Origin of the sequence: Streptomyces thermodiastaticus (assembly GCF_014656135.1) — a bacterium.
In the GTDB taxonomy this organism is placed as follows: Bacteria; Actinomycetota; Actinomycetes; order Streptomycetales; family Streptomycetaceae; genus Streptomyces; species Streptomyces thermodiastaticus.
Window position 1 is genome coordinate 81,507 of sequence record NZ_BNBV01000011.1, and the last position, 19,984, is coordinate 101,490.

Genomic DNA, 19,984 nt, shown 5'->3' on the forward strand with positions numbered 1-19,984 from the left:
CAGGCGGTGCCCGGCCCGGGGCGGGTGCGGGGCTACGAGCAGCGCTTGCCCTCGGCCGGTGGGGTGCCCTTCAGCAGGTAGGTGTCGATCGCGTCGTCGATGCAGCGGCTGCCGCGGCCGTAGGCGGTGTGGCCGTCGCCGTCGTAGGTGAGCAGGCGGGCCGAGGAGAGCTGGGCGGCCAGGGACTCGGCCCAGCGGTAGGGGGTGGCGGGGTCACGGGTGGTGCCGACGACCACGATGGGCGCGGCGCCCCTGGCCTCGATGCGGTGCGGCTCCCCGGTGGCCCTCACCGGCCAGTACCCGCAGCTCAGGGCGGACCAGGCCAGGCCCCGGCCGAAGACCGGGGAGGCCTTCTCGAAGGCGGGCAGGGCCTTGGCCACCTCGTCGGGGCCGCCGAAGGCGGGCGGCAGGTCCAGGCAGTTCACGGCGGCGTTGGCGTACATCAGGTTGGCGTAGTGGCCCTTGGTGTCGCGTTCGTAGTAGCTGTCGGAGAGCGCGAGCAGGGCGGAGCCGTCGCGCCTGGTCATCGCCGTGGTCAGGGCGCCGCGGAGCTGGGGCCAGGCCCCCTGGTCGTACATCGCGGCGATCACGCCGGTGGTGGCGAGCGCCTCGCCGAGCCTGCGGCCGTCGGGGTCGCCGGTGGGCAGGGGGCGGGCGTCGAGTTCGCGGAAGAAGGCGGCCAGTCGGTCGCCGGCCTCGTGCGGGGCGGTGCCCGGGCCGCCGAGCGGGCAGTCGTCGTGGCGGACGCAGTCCCGCGCGAACGACTGGAACGCCGTCTCGAAGCCGGCGGTCTGGTCGAGATTCATCCGGCGGGCGGACAGGGACGGGTCCACCGCGCCGTCCAGGACCAGCCGGCCCACCCGGTTTGGGAACAGGCCGGCGTAGGTGGCGCCGAGGTACGTGCCGTACGACGCGCCCACGTACGTCAGTTTCGGATCGCCGAGCACCGCCCGCAGGACGTCCATGTCGCGAGCCGCCTCCACCGTGGAGACGTGCCGCAGCAAGCGCGGGGCGCGGGCGCCGCAGCCCTCGGCGAACCTGCGGTAGGCAGCGGTGAGCGCGTCGATCTCCGTCCGGTCGTCGGGGGTGACGTCGGTCTGAGTGAACATGTCCATGGCCCGGTCGTCGAGGCACTGCACGGGTTCGCTGCGGGCCACGCCTCGCGGGTCCAGGGCCACCAGGTCGTAGCGGGCGCGGATGCCGGCGGGGTAGCCGATGCCGGCGAACCGCTGGAGGAAGTCGATGCCGGAGCCGCCCGGCCCGCCCGGGTTCACCAGCAGCGAGCCCAGCCGCTCGCCCGGCCCGGTGGCCCGTGTGCGGGCCACGGCCAGCCGGATCTCGCCCGCGGCGGGATCGGCGTAGTCGAGCGGTGCCTTCATGGTGGCGCACTGGAAACCCGGGGCTCCGCAGTCGCGCCAGGTCAGCTTCTGCGTGTAGTACGGCAGCAGGGCCGGGGGTGTGGACCGGGGCAGCGCCGCCAGCACCGCCTGGGTGGCGGGCACCGCACGGTGACGGGACTGTCCGGCGGAGCAGGCCGCGAGAAGCAGAGCACCTGCGGCGACGAGCGCACCGGCGGTGCGTACCGCCGTGAGAGAGGCGGTCTTGAGAGAGGCGGTACGGCGCCCGGAACCGCCGGCAGGCGGACAGCCGCCTGCCGGGGCGTCCCCGGGGGTGCCGGAAGGGATGCGGGCGGTGCCGCTCGGACGTAGGACGCGCCTGAAGTACATCCCGCGAGCGTAACTCTCCGGAGTCGCACGTGTACGTTTCGCCGTCTTCATGCCTCGCACGAGTGACGGCGCGTTTCCGGACCGGGCGCCCAGGGGGCGCGCGGGTCTCAGCCGGCCCTCAGGGCCATGGTCATCGCCTCCACCGCCAGCAGCGGGGCCACATTGCGGTCGAGGGCGTCACGGCAGGCGGCTATCGCCTCGATCCTGCGCAGGGTGGACTCGGGCGTGCCGGCGCGTGCGACACGTTCCAGGGCGTCCTCCACGTCCGCGTTGGCGATCGCCACCCGGGAGCCGAGCTGCAGGGCGAGGACGTCGCGGTAGAAGCCGGTGAGGTCGGTCAGGGCGAGGTCGAGGCTGTCGCGCTGGGTGCGGGTGCGCCGGCGCTTCTGTCTGTCCTCCAGTTCCTTCATCACGCCCGCGGTGCCCCGCGGCAGCCGGCCGCCCTGGGCCGCGCCCAGCGCCGCCTTCAGCTCCTCGGTCTCCTTGGCGTCCGTCTCCTCGGCGAGCGCCTTGGCGTCGGCCGCCGCGGCGTCGACCAGTTCCTGCGCCGCCTTCAGGCAGCCGCCGATGTCGTCCAGGCGCAGCGGCAGCCGCAGCACGGCGGCGCGACGCTCGCGCGCGGCCGGGTCGGTGGCCAGCCGGCGGGCCCGGTCGACGTGGCCCTGGGTGGCGGCCGCGGCGGCCGCGGCCACTTCGGGGTCGACGCCCTCGCGGCGCACCAGCGTGTCGGCGACGGCGGCGACCGACGGGGTGCGCAGGTTCACGTGGCGGCAGCGGGAGCGGATCGTGGGCAGGACGTCCTCGATGGACGGCGCGCACAGCAGCCAGACCGTGCGGGGTGCGGGTTCCTCGACGGCCTTCAGGACGGCGTTGGCGGACTTCTCGTTCAGCCGCTCGGCGTCCTCGACGAGGATCACCTGCCAGCGGCCGCCTGCCGGGGAGGTGAACGACTTGCGGACGGTGTCCCGCATGTCCTCGGCGAGGATCTGCGTGCCGACCGCGGTGACCGTGGAGACGTCGGCGTGGGTGCCGACGAGCGTGGTGTGGCAGCCCTCGCAGAATCCGCAGCCGGGGCCGGCGTGCGCGCGGTCGGGGCTGACGCACTGCAGGGCGGCGGCGAAGGCCCGCGCGGCCTGGGTGACGCCCGCTCCGGGCGGACCGGTGAACAGCCAGGCGTGCGTCATCTTCGACGCCGCCGGGGGCGGGGTGTTCGCGGCTGCGGCCGTGACCAGGGCGTCGGCGTCCCGGGCAGCGGCGTCCAGCTGCTCGCTGACCTTCTCCTGCCCGACGAGGTCGTCCCACACGGTCATGGGTCACGCCGCCCTTTCGTCCTGATACGCGGTGCGGGACCCATTGTGCCGGGGACCACTGACACCGCGGCCGGGCAGGCGCCCGGCCGCGGTGCCGGCGGGAGGCCGGTCACCCGCGGGAGTGCCGGCACCGTCCGCTACACGCGGGGGTCCCGGCCGCCGGCGCCGTACGCGCCGTGCTCCCGGCCGTCGCCGGACTCGCGCGGCCCGAGCAGTTCGTCCGTCAGCGACGGCAGGTCGTCCAGCGGGGTCTCCTCGGCCCACTCGGGACGCGGCCGGCGCCGGACACCGCCGGCGCCGCGCACCCAGGTGTCCGGGTCGACCCGCGGCAGTTCGCGGGTGCGGTCCTCACCGCCGTCGGGGCGGGCGGGGGCCGGACGCTCGTCGCGGAAGTAGCCCGGCGGGAGGCGGTCGGCGAGGTCCGCGCCCCGGGAGCCGTCCGTGTCGCTCACGCCGCCCGGCTCCTGGCCGCGCACCGGCGGCAGGACCGCGGTCTCGTCGGCCGCACCGGCGGCGGGCATCTGCGGCAGCACGGCCGTCTCGTCCGCCGCGCCCGGCGGGTCGGCGGGCGCCGGGGGCTGCGGCAGCTCCACGGTGACCTCGGAGGCCGACTCGTCGCCGGTCCGGGACATGTCCTCCGGGTCCGCATCCCGCGGCCGGTTGTCATCCGGCCCGGGCGACACGGCCGTCCGGTCGCCGGAGCCGGCCGGTGCGTCCTCGGGGGCGACCACCGGCGTCGGCACGGTCGCCTCGGTGTCCTGCGGCAGCTCGGCGGCGGCAGGAGGCGTGGCGCGCGGGCCGGCCTGCGCGGCGGCAGCGGCCTGCTCGGCCTCCCGCCGCGCCTCCTCGGCCCGCAGCAGCGCCTCCTCGGCCTTGCGCTGCTTCTCCAGGCGGCGCGCCTCGGCCTCGGCCCGCTGCCGGGCCTCCTCCTCCGCCTGCCGGCGCAGCCGCTCCTCCTCGGCCTTGCGCCGGGCCTCGGCCTCCGCCCGGGCCTTCTCCTCGGCCAGCAGCCGGGCGCGCTCCGCCTCGGCACGGCGACGGGCCTCCTCGGCCCGCTGCCGGGCCTCCTCGGCCTGCCGCTCGGCCTCGCGCCGCTGCGCCTCCTCCAGCTCGCGCCGCTTGCGTTCCTCCTCCTCGGCGCGCATCCGGGCGAGCTGCTCCTGGCGCTCCCGCTCCAGGCGCTCCTCCTCGGCCTTCCTGCGGGCCTCTTCCTCCGCCTTGCGGCGGGCCTCCTCCTCGGCCTTGCGGCGCGCCTCCTCCTGGGCCTTCTTCTCGGCGTCGGACAGCGGCAGCATCCGGTCGAGCCGGTGCCGGATGACCGTGGTCACCGCCTCGGGCTCCTGCCCGGCGTCCACCACCAGGTACCGCGCGGGGTCGGCGGCGGCCAGCGCGAGGAAGCCGGCCCGCACCCGGGCGTGGAACTCGGCCGGCTCCGACTCCAGGCGGTCGGGCGCCTCGGTGAACCGCTCGCGGGCGGTCGCGGGATCGACGTCCAGCAGCACCGTCAGGTGCGGCACCAGTCCGCCCGTGGCCCAGCGGGAGATCCGCGCGATCTCGGTCGCGGACAGGTCGCGGCCGGCGCCCTGGTAGGCGACGGAGGAGTCGATGTACCGGTCGCTGATCACCACGGCGCCGCGCTCCAGGGCGGGCCGGACCACGGTGTCGACGTGCTCGGCGCGGTCGGCGGCGTACAGCAGCGCCTCGGTGCGGTGCGACAGGCCCTGTGAGGAGACGTCCAGCAGGATCGAACGCAGCCGCTTGCCGACGGCGGTGGCGCCCGGCTCGCGGGTCAGGACGACCTCGTGGCCCTTGGACCTGATCCAGTCGGCCAGCGCCTCGGCCTGGGTGGACTTGCCGGCGCCGTCGCCGCCCTCCACGGCGATGAAGAACCCGGTGGGCGAGGGCCTGGTCACCGGCTCGTCGCCGCCGCGCAGGGCGTCGACGAGGTCCTGCCGCAGCGGGACGCCGGAGCGGTCGTCGACCTTGGCGAGCACCAGCGCGGCCACCGGCAGCAGCAGCGCGCCGACCAGCATCAGCGTGAAGGCGGCGCCGCCGTGGGCGAAGACGAAACGGCCGTTCGCCAGGCGGTGCGGGCCGATCCCGGCCGCGACCAGCGGGGCGAGGACGGCGCCGAGCGCGACGAGGACGCGGACGACCGCGTGCAGGTGCTCGGTCAGGCGCGGCCGGCGGTACTCCTCGGTCTCCTGGTCGAGCAGGGTGTGCCCGGTGTTGGCGGCGATGCCCGCGCCGGCGCCGGCCAGGGCCAGCAGCAGCAGCACGGTGGTGACGTCGGGGACCAGGCCGGCGGCGAGCAGGGCCACGCCGGTGACGGCGATGGCCAGCGCCAGCAGCCGGCGCCGGGACAACGACGGCAGCGCCTTGGGCGCGGTGCGGATGCCGACGCCGACCCCGCCGGTCAGGGCGAGCACCGCCAGTCCGTAGAGCACCGGGCCGCCGCCCAGGTCACGGGTGTGCAGCGCGCTCACCGCGACCGCGGCCGCGACGGCCCCGGCGACGGCGGCGCAGGCGAGCACGAGCAGCGGGACGGCCCCGGTGCGGCCCTTGTCGGCGCCGGCGGCGGTCCTCGGGCGGCGCAGTCCCTCCAGCGGCGACCGCGGGCGGGGGGTCCGCGTGCCGGGCAGGTCCAGGGAGGTCAGCACGGACAGGGAGGCGGCGAACAGACCGGCCGCGACGTAGGCGGCGAGGGCGGCCTGGTGCTGGTCGAACCAGTCGGCGGCGGTGCCCAGCAGGTTGTTGAACAGGGAGGCCACGATCAGCACGGCCGCGGCCAGCGGGACGGCCAGGAAGGTCGTGCGCAGCGACAGACGGCGCAGGGCGTCCTGGTGGTCCGGCAGCGGGCGCACGGTGGCACCCTCCGGCGGCGGGGCGGGCAGCAGAGCGGGGGCCGCGCTCTGTCGGCACAGCGTCCACAGCCGCTCGGCGAGGCCGGTGACGAAGACGGTGACCAGCAGGACGGTGGGCGCGTTCGCCGGGGTCCAGTCGATCCACAGCGGTGCCATGATCAGCAGCAGGCTCCGCACGCCGTCGGCGCCGACCATGGTCCAGCGGCGGTCGAGCGGTCCCTGCGGGGCGAGGAGCTTGGTGAGCGGGCCCAGCAGCACCGCTCCGGCCAGCAGCGTCGCCAGCACGCGCACCGCGAGGACGACCGCGACCGCGCAGGCGGCACCCCGGTAGCCGCCGCCGAAGGTGTGCTGGGCTGCGGTGGCCTGCAGGACGAGAACGACCAGGACCAGCAGCGCGAGGACGTCCGCGGCGCCGCCCACCAGATGGACGCCCCACAGCCGTCGCAGCTCGGGACGGCGGAGCAGCGCGCGCACGGCGCGCTCACGGGAGTCCGCTACCAGGGCGTCATCGGGGTCAGGGATGGGGGCCGTAGGCTGCTCGGCTCGCGTCATGCGTTCAGCCTATCGGGACGCGAGGGCAGCTCGTGGCGACCGTCCGAACATGTGAACGCCCCGGCACCCGATGCGGTGCCGGGGCGCCGACGGTGCGAGCGGACCCGCGAGCCGCCCTGGGGCGCGGGCTCAGTCCTCCGCGCGGGCGGCCGCCGCCGTCTTCCTGGCGGCCGTCTTCTTCGCGGTGGTCTTCTTCGCGGTGGTCTTCCTCGCCGTGGTCGTCTTCTTGGCCGCCGTCTTCTTCGCGGTCGTGGACGCGGTCTTCCTCGCCGTCGTCTTCTTCGCGGCGGCCTTCTTCGCGGTCTTCTTGGCCGGGCCCTTGGCGCGCTTCTCCGCGAGCAGCTCGAAGGCGCGCTCCGGGGTGATCGCCTCGACGCTGTCGCCGGAGCGCAGGGTCGCGTTGGTCTCGCCGTCGGTGACGTACGGACCGAAGCGCCCGTCCTTGACCACGACCGGCTTGCCGCTGACCGGGTCCTCGCCCAGCTCCTTCAGCGGCGGCTTGGCCGCGGCCCGGCCGCGTTGCTTGGGCTGGGCGTAGATCGCCTGCGCCTCTTCCAGCGTGATCGTGAAGATCTGGTCCTCGGACTGCAGCGAGCGCGAGTCCGTCCCCTTCTTCAGGTACGGGCCGTAGCGGCCGTTCTGCGCGGTGATCTCCTGCCCGTCGGTGTCGGTGCCGACGACACGCGGCAGCGACATCAGCTTCAGGGCGTCGTCGAGGGTCACCGTGTCCAGGGACATCGACTTGAACAGCGAGGCCGTGCGCGGCTTGACCGCGTTCTTGCCGGTCTTCGGGGTGCCCTCGGGGAGCACCTCGGTGACGTACGGGCCGAAGCGGCCCTTCTTGGCGACGATCGTGTGGCCGGTGGCCGGGTCGGTGCCCAGCTCGCGGTCGCCGCTGGGCTCGGCCAGCAGCTTCTCCGCCAGCTCGACGGTCAGCTCGTCCGGCGCCAGGTCGGCGGGGATGTCGGCGCGCTGGTGCTCCTCGGAGTCCTTCTCGCCGCGCTCGATGTACGGCCCGAAGCGGCCGACGCGCAGCACGATGCCGTTGCCCACCGGGAACGACGACACCTCGCGGGCGTCGATCGCGCCCAGGTCGGTCACCAGCTCCTTCAAGCCGCCCAGGTGGTCGCCGTCGCCGTTGCCGGCCTCGGCGGCGCCACCGGTGGCCGCGCCCTCGCCGAAGTAGAAGCGCTTCAGCCACGGCACGGCCTCGGCCTCGCCGGCCGCGATGCGGTCGAGGTCGTCCTCCATCCGGGCGGTGAAGTCGTAGTCGACGAGCCGGCCGAAGTGCTTCTCCAGCAGGTTCACCACGGCGAAGGACAGGAAGGACGGCACCAGGGCCGTGCCCTTCTTGAACACATAGCCGCGGTCGAGGATCGTGCCGATGATCGACGCGTACGTCGACGGGCGGCCGATCTCCCGCTCCTCCAGCTCCTTGACCAGCGTGGCCTCGGTGTAGCGGGCCGGGGGCTTGGTCGCGTGGCCCTCGGGCGTGATCTCCTCGGCGGTGAGCCGGTCGCCCTCGGCGACCTGCGGCAGCCGGCGCTCGCGGTCGTCCAGCTCGGCGTTCGGGTCGTCGGCGCCCTCCACGTAGGCCTTCAGGAAGCCGTGGAAGGTGATCGTTTTACCGGAGGCGGTGAACTCCACGTCCCGGCCGTCGGCGGTGGTGCCGCCGATCTTCACGGTGACGCTGTTGCCGGTCGCGTCCTTCATCTGGGAGGCGACGGTCCGCTTCCAGATCAGCTCGTACAGCTTGAACTGGTCGCCGGTCAGGCCGGTCTCGGCGGGCGTGCGGAAGCGGTCGCCCGAGGGACGGATCGCCTCGTGCGCCTCCTGCGCGTTCTTCACCTTGGCGGCGTACGTCCGGGGCTGCGGCGGCAGGTAGTCGGCGCCGTACAGCTGGGTGACCTGGGCGCGGGCGGCGGCGACCGCCGTGTCGCTCAGCGTCGTGGAGTCCGTACGCATGTACGTGATGTAGCCGTTCTCGTACAGCTTCTGCGCGATCTGCATGGTCGCCTTCGCGCCGAAGCCGAGCTTGCGGCTGGCCTCCTGCTGCAGCGTCGTCGTACGGAACGGCGCGTACGGCGAGCGGCGGTAGGGCTTGGACTCCACGGAGCGGACGGTGAAGTCGGTGTGCTCCAGGGCCTCGGCGAGCGCCCGCGCGTTCGCCTCGTCCAGGTGCAGGGCGTTGTCGCTCTTCAACCGGCCCTGGGCGTCGAAGTCGCGGCCCTGCGCCACCCGCCGGCCGTCGACCGACTGCAGGCGGGCGACCAGGGAGGACGGGTCGCTGGCGTCGCCGGCCCGGCCGGTGCCGAAGGTGCCCGTCAGGTCCCAGTACTCGGCGGAGCGGAACGCCATGCGCTCCCGCTCCCGCTCGACGACCAGGCGGGTCGCCACCGACTGGACCCGGCCGGCCGACAGCCGCGGCATGACCTTCTTCCACAGCACCGGCGAGACCTCGTAGCCGAAGAGCCGGTCGAGGATGCGGCGGGTCTCCTGGGCGTCGACCAGCTTCTGGTCGAGCTGCCGCGGATTGGCGACGGCCGCGCGGATCGCGTCCCGGGTGATCTCGTGGAACACCATCCGCTTGACCGGGATCTTCGGCTTCAGCACCTCCTGCAGGTGCCAGGCGATGGCCTCGCCCTCGCGGTCCTCGTCGGTGGCGAGGAACAGCTCGTCGGACTCCTTCAGCAGGTCCTTGAGCTTCTTGACCTGGGCCTTCTTGTCGGCGTTGATCACATAGATCGGCTGGAAGTCGTGTTCGACGTCCACACCGAGACGGCGGACCTCGCCGGTGTACTTCTCGGGAACCTCCGCGGCGCCGTTGGGAAGGTCACGGATGTGCCCGACGCTCGCTTCGACGACGTAGCCAGGGCCGAGGTAGCCCTTGATCGTCTTCGCCTTGGCAGGCGACTCGACGATGACGAGTCGGCGGCCGCCCTGTGCGGTCTCGCTGGTCGGGGACAACTTCGCTCTTCTCTCCGGTCGACGCTGATTCCGCTGGGATCCTCCCCCCAGGCCGTGGCTCCGGGGTCGGGTTCGTGCTGACGCTGCGGAGTGTGACGGTACATCCCGCCCCCGTGTCAAACGGGAAAAGCCCGCAACGGCCACTCGAACGGTAACCCGACTACAACCCTTCCTGCCGCCCGGACCGTGCACCCGGCACGTGCCGTCGACACCCACGGTCACCTTCCGGTCACGCAGCGCAAGTGAGGGTGAGGATTCCGGCCGCACGGCCGCACACCCGGCTCCGCACGCCCTGAACGCCGCCACGGCCTGCGCGGCGACGGCCGCCGAGGGGAGGACGGGCGCCGGTGGCCGGGCGGGGAGCCGGTGCCGGACCGGGTCGCCGTCGGCGCCGGCCGGACCGCCGTGACCAGCGGTGACGACGGTATCGCGGGACCGCCGGGCCGCTTGCGGTACGCGTACCCGTACCGCGCCGGGCGATCCGGCACCGGTACTCGGCACCCCGGGCGACGGGTGAGCCGACACCGGGGGAACACCACGGTGGCGCCTGTTCATTCCCGTCACTCACGGTGAAGCACGGCCGACGTAGAAGGACCACGTCGGATGACGGAATCGGCGGTGGCCACGAGGATGATCCGGCCCCGTCGAGCGGGACCGGCGCACCGAGGCCGCCGGGGCAGGCCGCAGGGACCGGCCGGGCGCACCACGACCGCCCGGCCGGTACCCCGCGGCTGCCTCACTGAGCGGGGTCCGCCGGCTCCAGGAAGCCCTGCTCCACCAGCAGCCGGATCCGGGCGGGCGTGCGCTCCCGCAGCTGCCCGGGGTCCTCGCCCATGAGCTCGGCGATGGCGTCCAGGATGCGGCCGGCGCTCAGCGAGCCGTCGCACGCCCCGACGAATCCGGCACCGACGGTGTCCACCGCGGTGGCGCGGCGCATCCCGCGATTCTGGCGCAGCACGACGTGCTCGGGGTCCTCCGCGCCGGGGAGCCCGACCTGTTCCTGCACGACCTGCGGGGCGAGCCGGAAGTGCGCCGCCAGCAGGGCCGCGTCGTCCAGGCCGCGCAGGTGGTCCAGGCGCTCGAAGCGGGCACGGACAGTGTCGCCGAGCGGCTGCTCCACGGGATGCGGCCACTCCTCCACGGTGACGGAGGGCGTGGCGGACCCGGTCCTGCGCAGGGTGATCCAGCCGAAGCCGACGGCCTTCACCTTGCGCGCCTCGAACTCCTCCAGCCAGGCGTCGTACCGCGCCTGGTACCGGGCCGGATCGCCGCGGTGGTCGCCGGCGTCCCGCAGCCACAGCTCGGCGTACTGCGTGACGTCCTGCACCTCGCGCTGCACGATCCACGCGTCGCAGCCGCGGGGCACCCACGACCTGAGCCGGTCCTGCCAGTCCTCGCCCTCGACGTGCTCCCAGTTGGCGAGGAACTGCGCGTACCCGCCCTCGTTCAGACGGTCACCCGTCCCTTGGACGAGCGTGCGGCACAGATCGTCCCCCGCCATGCCGCCGTCCCGGTAGGTCAGCCGGGCACCCGGGGAGATCACGAACGGCGGGTTGGACACGATCAGGTCGAACGTCTCGCCGTCCCGGACCGGTTCGTACAGCGAGCCCTGGCGCAGGTCGGCGGCCGGGGCGCCGGACAGGGCGAGCGTGAGCGCGGTGATGTGCAGCGCCCGCGGGTTGACGTCGGTGGCGGTCACCCGGGTGGCGTGCCGGCCGGCGTGCAGGGCCTGGATGCCGGAGCCGGTGCCGAGGTCGAGCGCGGTGCGGACGGGCGTACGGACCGTGATGCCGGCCAGCGTGGTGGACGCCCCGCCCACGCCGAGCACCACGTCCCTCGCACGGCTGGCGATGCCTCCCGCACCGCCGACCGCGCAGCCCAGGTCGGAGACGACGAACCAGTCCTCGCCGTCCGGGCCGCCGTAGGGGCGGACGTCCACCGTCGCGGCGAGCTGGTCCTCGCCGGCCGGCACCAGCCAGCCCGCCTGCAGACAGTCCTCGACGGGCAGCACCCCGGCCGCGGCCGCCCGCGGCACCGGCTGCTGCAGCAGGAACAGGCGGACGAGCAGCTCCAGCGGTGTGTCCCCGCGGGTGGCGCGCAGCGCGGGCACGGTCTCGCTGCGGGCGAGCGCCGCGTACGCGGGCGCGCCGAGCAGGTCGAGCAGCCCGTCGGCGGTGAAGGAGGCGCCGAGCAGGGCGTCCCGCAGCCGGGCGGCCACATCGGGGCGGTCGGCCGCGGGAAGGACGGACGGTACGGACACAGAGGAGTCACTCACGACCCCATTGTGTCGGCTCCCGCCGGCATCGCACGCGAGCGCGGTCGGTGCCGTCGGCGCGGTCGGTGCCGTCGGCGCGCTCGCCGGCGAACGGGCGGGCGGCGCTCAGCCGGCCGCCGGCGAGGAGGGGGCGGCGGACGCCGAGGCGGAGGCGGAGCGGCAGCTGGGCTGTCTGGCCATCGCCTGGCCGACCTCGCCCTCCTCGAGGGTCTTCAGGGCGTCGTTGCCGGTCTTGCTCAGCTTCTTCAGCTCGGCGGCGATGCCGTTCAGGCCGTCGGCGAACTTCGCCTGGTCCTTGGTGTCGAGCTTGTCCATCTGCTGCTTGAGCGAGGCGTAGGACGTTCCCAGCGCGTCGAGTTCCTTGACCGCGTCCTGCTGCTTCTTCTGCCCCTCGTCCACCTTCGGCGCGCCCGCCTTGCTGACGGCGGCGCTGATGGCCGCGTAGGCGTCGGCCATGTCCTGGAAGGCCTGCGAGTCGGTCTTCTGCACGTCGGCCGGGGAGCTGTTGTCGCTCGTCACCTTCTGGATCGCGGCGTTGGCGGCCGCGATCTTCTGCGTCTGCGGTCGCACGCCCTCGCAGACCTGCTTGACCCAGGCGTCCAGCGCCTCGTTCTTGTCGTCGGCGCCGGCGCCGGTGCACCCCGTCAGTGCCAGAACCAGTACCGCACCGCCGGACAGTGCGGCCGCGAGCTTCTTGTTCACCGGTTTGGTCCCTTCCATGGCTCTCGGCCCCGGAACATACACGGCGTGGAGGCGGCAACCCGGCCTGATCGCCCCGTGCATCCCGTCTTGCAGCCATTTGCACCAAGCGAGAGAAGGCTCACGGAACCGCCGCCCTCGGGTGCGCGTACGGCGGACGGGACCGCGGACGGCGAACGGGCGGGTGGCGCGTCATCCGCACCGCCCGCCCGTTCGCCGGACCTTCGCACCGGGACACGGCCGACAGGACCTGCCGGCCGGACGGCTACGACACCACCGCCGGGTCGGCCGACTCCGACACCCGCTCGGTCCCGCCTTCCTCGCCCACGGAGATCCCGCGCCGCTTGGACAGCCAGACCGTGCCGACGATGACGGCCAGCGCCACGATCGCGATGAGGATCCGCACGCCGAGGCTCTTGTCCTGGCCGTAGCTGAACTTGATGACCGCGGGCGCGATGAGCAGGGACACCAGGTTCATCACCTTCAGCAGCGGGTTGATGGCCGGGCCCGCGGTGTCCTTGAACGGGTCGCCCACGGTGTCGCCGATGACCGTGGCGGCGTGGGCCTCGCTGCCCTTGCCGCCGTGATGGCCGTCCTCGACGAGCTTCTTGGCGTTGTCCCAGGCGCCGCCGGAGTTGGCGAGGAACACCGCCATGAGGGTGCCCGCGCCGATCGCGCCCGCCAGGTAGGCGCCGAGCGCGCCGACGCCGAGGGTGAACCCGATGAAGATCGGCGCCATCACGGCCAGCAGTCCCGGCGTGGCCAGTTCGCGCAGCGCGTCCTTGGTGCAGATGTCGACGACCTTGCCGTACTCCGGCTTCTGGCTGTAGTCCATGATCCCGGGCTTCTCCCGGAACTGCCGCCGCACCTCGAACACCACCGAGCCGGCCGACCGCGACACGGCGTTGATGGCCAGTCCGGAGAACAGGAAGACCACCGCGGCGCCCGCGACCAGGCCGACGAGGTTGCTGGGCTGCGAGATGTCCAGGGACAGGCTCAGCGGCGCTCCCGGCCCGGTGAGCCTCTCCCCGACGTCCTGGACGCTGGTGGTGATCACGTCACGGTAGGAGCCGAACAGCGCCGAGGCCGCCAGGACCGCGGTGGCGATGGCGATGCCCTTGGTGATGGCCTTGGTGGTGTTGCCGACCGCGTCGAGGTTGGTGAGCACCTGCGCACCCGCCCCCTGGACGTCGCCGGACATCTCCGCGATGCCCTGGGCGTTGTCGGAGACCGGGCCGAAGGTGTCCATGGCGACGATCACCCCGACCGTGGTGAGCAGACCGGTGCCGGCCAGGGCCACCGCGAACAGCGCCAGCATGATCGAGGTACCGCCGAGCAGGAACGCCCCGTAGACGCCGAGCCCGATGAGCAGGGCCGTGTAGACGGCCGACTCCAGGCCGACGGAGATGCCGGCGAGGACGACCGTGGCCGGGCCGGTCAGCGAGGTCTTGCCGATGTCCCGCACCGGGCGCCGGCTGGTCTCGGTGAAGTAGCCGGTCAGCTGCTGGATCACCGCGGCGAGCAGGATGCCGACAGCCACCGAGACCAGGGCGAGAATGCGCGGGTCGCCGTCCTTGCCGCGGATCGTGGCGTCGGTGACGCCGGCGAGGTCGGCGTAGGACGAGGGCAGGTAGGTGTAGACGGCCGCCGCGACCAGGGCGAGGGAGATCACCGCGGAGATGAAGAATCCGCGGTTGATCGCGGTCATGCCGCTGCGGTCGGAGCGGCGCGGAGCCACCGCGAAGATGCCGATCATCGCGGTGATCACGCCGATCGCGGGGACCAGCAGCGGGAAGGCGAGACCGTCGTTGCCGAACGCCGCCCGGCCGAGGATGAGCGCGGCGACGAGCGTGACGGCGTACGACTCGAACAGGTCGGCCGCCATGCCCGCGCAGTCGCCGACGTTGTCGCCCACGTTGTCGGCGATGGTCGCGGCATTGCGCGGATCGTCCTCCGGAATGCCCTGCTCGACCTTGCCGACCAGGTCGGCGCCGACGTCGGCGGCTTTGGTGAAGATGCCGCCGCCCACACGCATGAACATCGCGATCAGCGCGGCGCCCAGGCCGAAGCCCTCCAGCACCTTCGGCGCGTCGGCCGCGTACACCAGCACCACGCAGGAGGCGCCCAGCAGGCCGAGCCCCACCGTGAACATGCCGACGACGCCGCCCGTACGGAAAGCGATCTTCATGGCTTTGTGCGAGACAGCGGTGAGATCCTTTTCCGGCTCACCCGCTGCCGGAGTCGCCTCCCGGGCGGCCGCGGCGACCCGCACATTGCTGCGTACGGCGAGCCACATGCCGATATAACCGGTGGCCGCCGAGAACGCCGCACCGATCAGGAAGAACACCGACCGTCCGACGCGCTGATTCCAGTCGTCCGCGGGAAGCAGCATGAGCAGGAAGAACACCACGACGGCGAATACGCCGACGGTGCGCAGCTGCCGGCCCAGATAGGCCTTCGCACCTTCCTGGACCGCTTCCGCGATCCGTTTCATGCTGTCGGTGCCCTCGCCCGCCGCGAGCACCTGGCGCACCAGGACACCCGCGACCACGAGCGCCACCACCGCGACGGCCGCGATCACAGCAACGATGATCCGATTGTCGTGGGTCAGCACCGCGGCTGCGAAAGGCGTGGAGTGGCCCAACTGAAGAGGGGGAGTAGAAAGCCCCGCCATTCGTCCTCCTTGACGCTTGGGCTGAGCTCAAGATGTGGACGGATTGTAGGGAGCAAAACAGGAAGCAGACAGTGTGCGGTAAAGAGAATCAGCCGCCACACGCTTCTCAGCAAATGATCGCCGAGCCGGTACGCAACCCGAAAGAAGTAATGGGTCAAATCCATTGACCCTTGAGTATCATCCGTTTATTGATCGTGAATGCATTCACGACATCGGGCATGACGACGGTAACACCGTCACCGCAATGGCGCATATCGCGGCCGCATCGCACGGCCGTCCGTGTGACCTGCGCATTCGGCCATCTGCGTGATCAATGCCAGGTGCGTGCGCTGATCAGCGGTCAGGGCGGCACGGCGGCGCGATGCGGTCGGGCGTGGGCGGCAGGCGTGGTCGGGCTGTGCGGTCGGGCGTGGGCGGCACGGCGTGAGCGGGTTGTGCGGCCGGAGCCGGGCGTGGGGGGAGCGGGGAGTGTGAGCCGGTCCACGGGGAGGTGCGGGGGTCCTGGGCGGTGCGATCCCGTGGGGCGGTGCGGTGCGGTCGGGCGCGGGGGTACGGGGCGGTGTGCTCCTCCGTGGGAGGCGCAGGGGTACGGGGCGGTGCGGTCCTCCGTGGGAGGCGCGGGGGTACGGGGCGGTGTGATCCTCCGTGGGAGGCGCGGGGGTACGGGGCGGTGCGGTCCTCCAGCGGTGCGGTCCTCCATGGGAGGCGCGGGGGTACGGCGCGATGCGGTCGTCCATGGGAAGCGCGGGGGTACGGGGCGGTGCGGTCCTCCGTGGAAGGCGCTGGGTACGGGGCGGTGCGGTCGTCAGTGGGAGGCGTGGTGCGGTCGCCCATGTGCGGGCGCGGCGCCGTAGCCCGCGGACACAGGTCGAGGGCCCCGCCGTGACGGACGGGGCCCTCGGACGTGCTCTGCGGCGGCCGGACCGGCGGCTCAGGGCAGAATCGTGGGCGACGGGTTGGTGGGCCAGGTCATCCTGATCGAACCGCCGTCCTCCCCTGCCGTGACCTCCACGTCGTCGACGAGCCCGCTGATGACTGCGAGGCCCATCTCGTCCTCCTCGGCATCGACCTCGTCCACCACGCCGGGGGCGCCCACGGCGTGCAGCGGCTGGTGCCGTGCCTCGTCACCGACCTGGATGGAGAACTGTTTCTCCTCTTCGGTGAGCACCACGGTCACCGGCGCCGAGATCCCGCCGCTCTGGTGCAGCCCGACCGCGCGGGAGCATGCCTCGCCGACCGCGAGCCTGACTTCGTCGAGGACCGCCTCGTCCACCCCTGCCCGGCGCGCCACCGCTGCCGCCACCAGACGGGCGGTCCGGACGTGCTCAGGCAGCGCGCTGAAGCGGAGTTCGACGGTGGCCATGCATCCCCCTAGAGCTACGGGCGTGCTGTCGGGGGGCCGGGCCGCCGCGGCACCCGGTCCCCCGCCGGTAACGTCTGTCATCCGGGCACGTGCCCGGCTCGGCGGTCAGTCGGTGGCCGCCACGGCCTCGTCGACCGACGAGTGGATCGGGAAGACCTTGGTCAGACCGGTGATGCGGAAGATCTTGAGAATCCGCTCCTGGTTGCAGACCAGGCGCAGCGAGCCCTCGTGGGCACGCACCCGCTTCAGGCCGCCCACCAGCACGCCGAGCCCGGTGGAGTCGAGGAAGTCCACGCCCTCCATGTCGACGACGAGGTGGAAATTCCCGTCGTTCACCAGCTCGACCAGCTGCTCGCGCAGCTTGGGCGCGGTATACACGTCGATTTCGCCACCGACCTCGACGACCGTGCGATCGCCGACGGTACGGGTCGACAGGGACAGGTCCACGGATCCTCCAGCACCTTGCTATCGAGCGGTCGCCCCTCGGGGCACCTCGGCTTGAGGCCCCCAGGACGGTTCGCCAGCCGCGATGGCATTCAATCACTTACCGGCAGGCGTGCACGACGCCTTGACTCCATTGTCCGTCACGCCGGTGACACACTCGGTGCCAATGGCCAACAATCACCGATCCGATCGACCCTCGACGGACCCCGCCCCCCGTCTCCCGCCGGGCGTGCTCCTGGACCGGCTCGCCTCCGGACCGAGCCGGGCTGCGCGCATCACTCATACGGAGCACCTGCCCCCGCGGGAGGGTCGTCATGCCGTCTGGCCCGACCGGATTCGCCCCGAGGTCGTCGCGGCCGTGCAGGCCTGCGGCATCGAGCGCCTGTGGGCCCACCAGGCACGCGTGGCCGAGCTCGCGCTCGACGGCGAGTCGGTGGTCGTCGCCACGGGCACGGCGTCCGGCAAGTCGCTGGCGTATCTGGTGCCCGTCCTGTCCGCGCTGCTCGACGGCGCCGGGCCGGCGGCCGGCGGCCGCGGCGCCACCGCCCTGTATCTGGCGCCCACCAAGGCACTGGCGGCGGACCAGTTCCGCACGGTGCGGGAACTGGTGCGCCCGCTGGGCACCGCCGTGCGCCCGGCGGTGTACGACGGCGACACGCCGTTCGAGGAACGGGAGTGGATCCGCCAGTACGGCACCTATGTGCTGACCAACCCCGACATGCTGCACCGCGGGATCCTGCCCTCCCATCCGCGCTGGGCCTCCTTCCTCAAATCGCTGCAGTACGTCGTCGTCGACGAGTGCCACACCTACCGGGGCGTCTTCGGCTCCCATGTCGCCCAGGTCCTGCGCCGCCTGCGCCGGCTGTGCGCCCGCTACGGCTCCTCGCCGGCCTTCCTGCTGGCCTCGGCGACCGCGGCCCAGCCCGCGCTGGCGGCCACCCGCCTCACCGGCCTGCCGGTGGTCGAGGTGGCCGACGACGCCTCCCCCCGCGGTGAACTGGTGTTCGCGCTGTGGGAGCCGCCCCTGACCGAGCTGCAGGGAGAGAAGGGCGCCCCGGTCCGCCGCACCGCCACCGCCGAGACCGCCGACCTGCTCACCGACCTCACCCTGCAGGGCGTGCGCTCGGTCGCCTTCGTCCGCTCCCGGCGCGGCGCCGAGCTGATCTCGGTGATCGCCCAGGAACGGCTCAAGGAGATAGACCGGCCGCTTTCCCGGCGGGTCGCGGCCTACCGGGGCGGCTACCTCCCCGAGGAACGCCGTGCCCTGGAACGGGCCTTGCACTCCGGCGAGCTGCTCGGCCTGTCGGCCACCACCGCCCTGGAACTCGGGATGGACGTCTCCGGTCTGGACGCGGTGCTCATCGCCGGCTATCCGGGCACCCGCGCCTCCCTGTGGCAGCAGGCGGGGCGGGCCGGCAGGGCGGGGCAGGGCGCCCTGGCGGTGCTGGTCGCCCGCGACGACCCGCTGGACACCTTCCTCGTCCACCATCCCGAGGCCCTGTTCGACCAGCCGGTGGAGTCCACCGTGCTGGACCCGGACAACCCGTATGTCCTCGCCCCGCACCTGTGCGCGGCCGCCGCCGAGCTGCCGCTCACCGAGGAGGACCTCGGCCTGTTCGGGCCGGCCTCGGCCGAACTGCTGCCGCAGCTGGAGGCCGCGAAGCTGCTGCGTCGCCGGACGAAGGCCTGGCACTGGACGCGCCGGGAACGCGCCGCGGACCTGGCCGACATCCGCGGCGAGGGCGGACGGCCGGTGCAGATCGTCGAGGCGGGCACCGGGCGGCTGCTCGGCACGGTCGACGAGGCCGCCGCGCACACGAGCGTGCACGAGGGCGCCGTCCACCTGCACCAGGGGCGGACCTATCTGGTGCGCTCCCTGGACCTGGACGACTCGGTCGCCCTGGTCGAGGAGGCGAACCCGCCGTACACGACGGTGGCCCGGGACACGACGGCCGTCTCCGTGCTGGAGACGGACGTCGAGGTCCCCTGGGGCGACGGCCGTCTGTGCTTCGGTTCCGTCGAGGTCACCAACCAGGTGGTCTCCTTCCTGCGTCGCCGGGTCGTCACGGGCGAGGTGCTGGGCGAGACCAAGCTCGACCTGCCTCCACGCACGCTGCGCACCCGGGCGGTGTGGTGGACGGTCACCGAGGACCAGCTGGACGAGGCCCGGATCGGCCCGGTGATCCTCGGCGGTGCCCTGCACGCCGCCGAGCACGCGTCGATCGGCATGCTCCCCTTGTTCGCCACCTGCGACCGCTGGGACATCGGCGGCGTCTCCGTCCCGCTGCATCCCGACACCCTCCTGCCCACGGTGTTCGTCTACGACGGCCATCCCGGCGGGGCGGGCTTCGCCGAGCGGGCCTTCCGCACCGCCCGCGCCTGGCTCACCGCGACACGCGAGGCCATCGCCTCCTGCGACTGCGACGCCGGCTGCCCGTCGTGCATCCAGTCCCCCAAGTGCGGCAACGGCAACGACCCGCTGCACAAGAGGGGTGCCGTGCGGCTGCTGACCGTGCTGCTGAAGGGCGCCCCGCCGGACGAGCCCGAGGCGGAGGGCCGTCCGGCCTGAGGCTCCGGCGGGGGCGGCCTGTGCGCCCGCCGGGGGGCGGGATCCGTCACCCCTGCGCGCGTTCGCTGGAGGCGAGGGCCGTCCCTCCTTCGCACCGCCTGTCGGCGGGAGGCCTCTCAGCCCGTCCCGCCGCCTGGGGCAGCGGTGTCCGCAGGGACACTGTTTCCAGCAGCGGTGTCAGCGGGACCGCTGTCCAGAGCAGCGGTGTCAGCGGGACCGCTGTTCACGGCAGCGGTGTCCGTGGGAGCGGGCGGTCCCGCCCGGGCCCTCGCCTGTGCGGACAGCGGCCCCTGCGCCCATGCCGCCGTGACGTCGGAGACGGTGCCCGTCAGCGTGCAGCGCACCAGCCGGGCACCCTGGGCGAGGGCGACCCGATCGGCATGGGCACAGGCCTCCGCGCGGCCCTCCGCCCAGTGGTCCGCCGCGGCCAGGGCCGCCAGGTCGGCGGCGCCGGCGGCACGGTGACGGACGACCACGGCCTGTCCCAGGGCGAGGCCCGCGCCGAAGACCGCACAGAGCACGGCGATCGCACCCACGCTC

General features: G+C 73.4%; 11 protein-coding genes. 1 reads left to right on the top strand and 10 read right to left on the bottom strand.

Translation table 11 applies throughout. The features are described from left to right. Nucleotides 1–32 precede the first annotated feature (32 nt). From IE286_RS13015 to bldG, 9 genes are all read right to left on the bottom strand, one after another. Nucleotides 33–1,727: an alpha/beta hydrolase gene (locus tag IE286_RS13015; protein ID WP_189796844.1), complete on the bottom strand. Its 1,695-nt coding sequence runs from the start codon at nt 1,725–1,727 to the stop codon at nt 33–35. A gap of 107 nt (nt 1,728–1,834) precedes the next feature. Further along, nucleotides 1,835–3,037 (bottom strand): DNA polymerase III subunit delta', encoded by a 1,203-nt coding sequence (locus tag IE286_RS13020; RefSeq protein WP_189796845.1) that lies wholly within the window; start codon nt 3,035–3,037, stop codon nt 1,835–1,837. A 137-nt stretch (nt 3,038–3,174) separates the two neighbouring features. Next, the gene (gene tmk / locus IE286_RS13025) at nt 3,175–6,453 is read right to left on the bottom strand and encodes a dTMP kinase (RefSeq protein ID WP_189796846.1); all 3,279 of its coding nucleotides are present in this window, start codon (nt 6,451–6,453) and stop codon (nt 3,175–3,177) included. A 129-nt stretch (nt 6,454–6,582) separates the two neighbouring features. Then, entirely contained in the window at nt 6,583–9,420 is a 2,838-nt protein-coding gene (gene topA, locus IE286_RS13030; RefSeq protein ID WP_189796847.1) for a type I DNA topoisomerase, read from the bottom strand. Nucleotides 9,421–10,156: 736 nt separating this feature from the next. Continuing rightward, complete coding sequence (locus IE286_RS13035; RefSeq protein ID WP_189796848.1) at nt 10,157–11,695, bottom strand: DUF7059 domain-containing protein; 1,539 nt, start codon at nt 11,693–11,695, stop codon at nt 10,157–10,159. A gap of 105 nt (nt 11,696–11,800) precedes the next feature. Further along, nucleotides 11,801–12,415, bottom strand: a complete 615-nt coding sequence (locus tag IE286_RS13040) for a small secreted protein (RefSeq protein ID WP_189796849.1) — start codon at nt 12,413–12,415, stop codon at nt 11,801–11,803. A 244-nt stretch (nt 12,416–12,659) separates the two neighbouring features. After that, nucleotides 12,660–15,068 (bottom strand): sodium-translocating pyrophosphatase, encoded by a 2,409-nt coding sequence (locus IE286_RS13045; RefSeq protein WP_189796850.1) that lies wholly within the window; start codon nt 15,066–15,068, stop codon nt 12,660–12,662. A 931-nt stretch (nt 15,069–15,999) separates the two neighbouring features. After that, nucleotides 16,000–16,431 carry an ATP-binding protein gene (locus tag IE286_RS13050; RefSeq protein ID WP_189796851.1) on the bottom strand — a complete coding sequence of 144 codons (432 nt, stop codon included), beginning with the start codon at nt 16,429–16,431 and terminating at the stop codon, nt 16,000–16,002. Nucleotides 16,432–16,536: 105 nt separating this feature from the next. After that, nucleotides 16,537–16,878, bottom strand: coding sequence for an anti-sigma factor antagonist BldG (bldG, locus tag IE286_RS13055; RefSeq protein ID WP_125498018.1), 342 nt, complete (start codon nt 16,876–16,878; stop codon nt 16,537–16,539). Between the two features lie 82 nt (nt 16,879–16,960). On the opposite strand from bldG, the gene sftH reads away from it, so the two are divergent. After that, nucleotides 16,961–19,444: a DEAD/DEAH box helicase gene (sftH, locus tag IE286_RS13060; protein WP_189796852.1), complete on the top strand. Its 2,484-nt coding sequence runs from the start codon at nt 16,961–16,963 to the stop codon at nt 19,442–19,444. A gap of 116 nt (nt 19,445–19,560) precedes the next feature. On the opposite strand, the gene IE286_RS13065 is transcribed toward sftH, so the two are convergent. Then, nucleotides 19,561–19,980 (bottom strand): Rv3654c family TadE-like protein, encoded by a 420-nt coding sequence (locus IE286_RS13065; RefSeq protein WP_372462544.1) that lies wholly within the window; start codon nt 19,978–19,980, stop codon nt 19,561–19,563. Nucleotides 19,981–19,984: the final 4 nt, after the last annotated feature.

What these genes read in the sequence shown, in the direction of transcription:
- sftH (WP_189796852.1), top strand. Translation starts at nt 16,961, where the DNA reads ATGGCATTCAATCACTTACCGGCAGGCGTGCACGACGCCTTGACTCCA.
- tmk (WP_189796846.1), bottom strand. Translation starts at nt 6,453, where the DNA reads ATGACGCGAGCCGAGCAGCCTACGGCCCCCATCCCTGACCCCGATGAC.
- IE286_RS13045 (WP_189796850.1), bottom strand. Translation starts at nt 15,068, where the DNA reads ATGGCGGGGCTTTCTACTCCCCCTCTTCAGTTGGGCCACTCCACGCCT.
- IE286_RS13020 (WP_189796845.1), bottom strand. Translation starts at nt 3,037, where the DNA reads ATGACCGTGTGGGACGACCTCGTCGGGCAGGAGAAGGTCAGCGAGCAG.
- IE286_RS13050 (WP_189796851.1), bottom strand. Translation starts at nt 16,431, where the DNA reads ATGGCCACCGTCGAACTCCGCTTCAGCGCGCTGCCTGAGCACGTCCGG.
- IE286_RS13040 (WP_189796849.1), bottom strand. Translation starts at nt 12,415, where the DNA reads ATGGAAGGGACCAAACCGGTGAACAAGAAGCTCGCGGCCGCACTGTCC.
- IE286_RS13015 (WP_189796844.1), bottom strand. Translation starts at nt 1,727, where the DNA reads ATGTACTTCAGGCGCGTCCTACGTCCGAGCGGCACCGCCCGCATCCCT.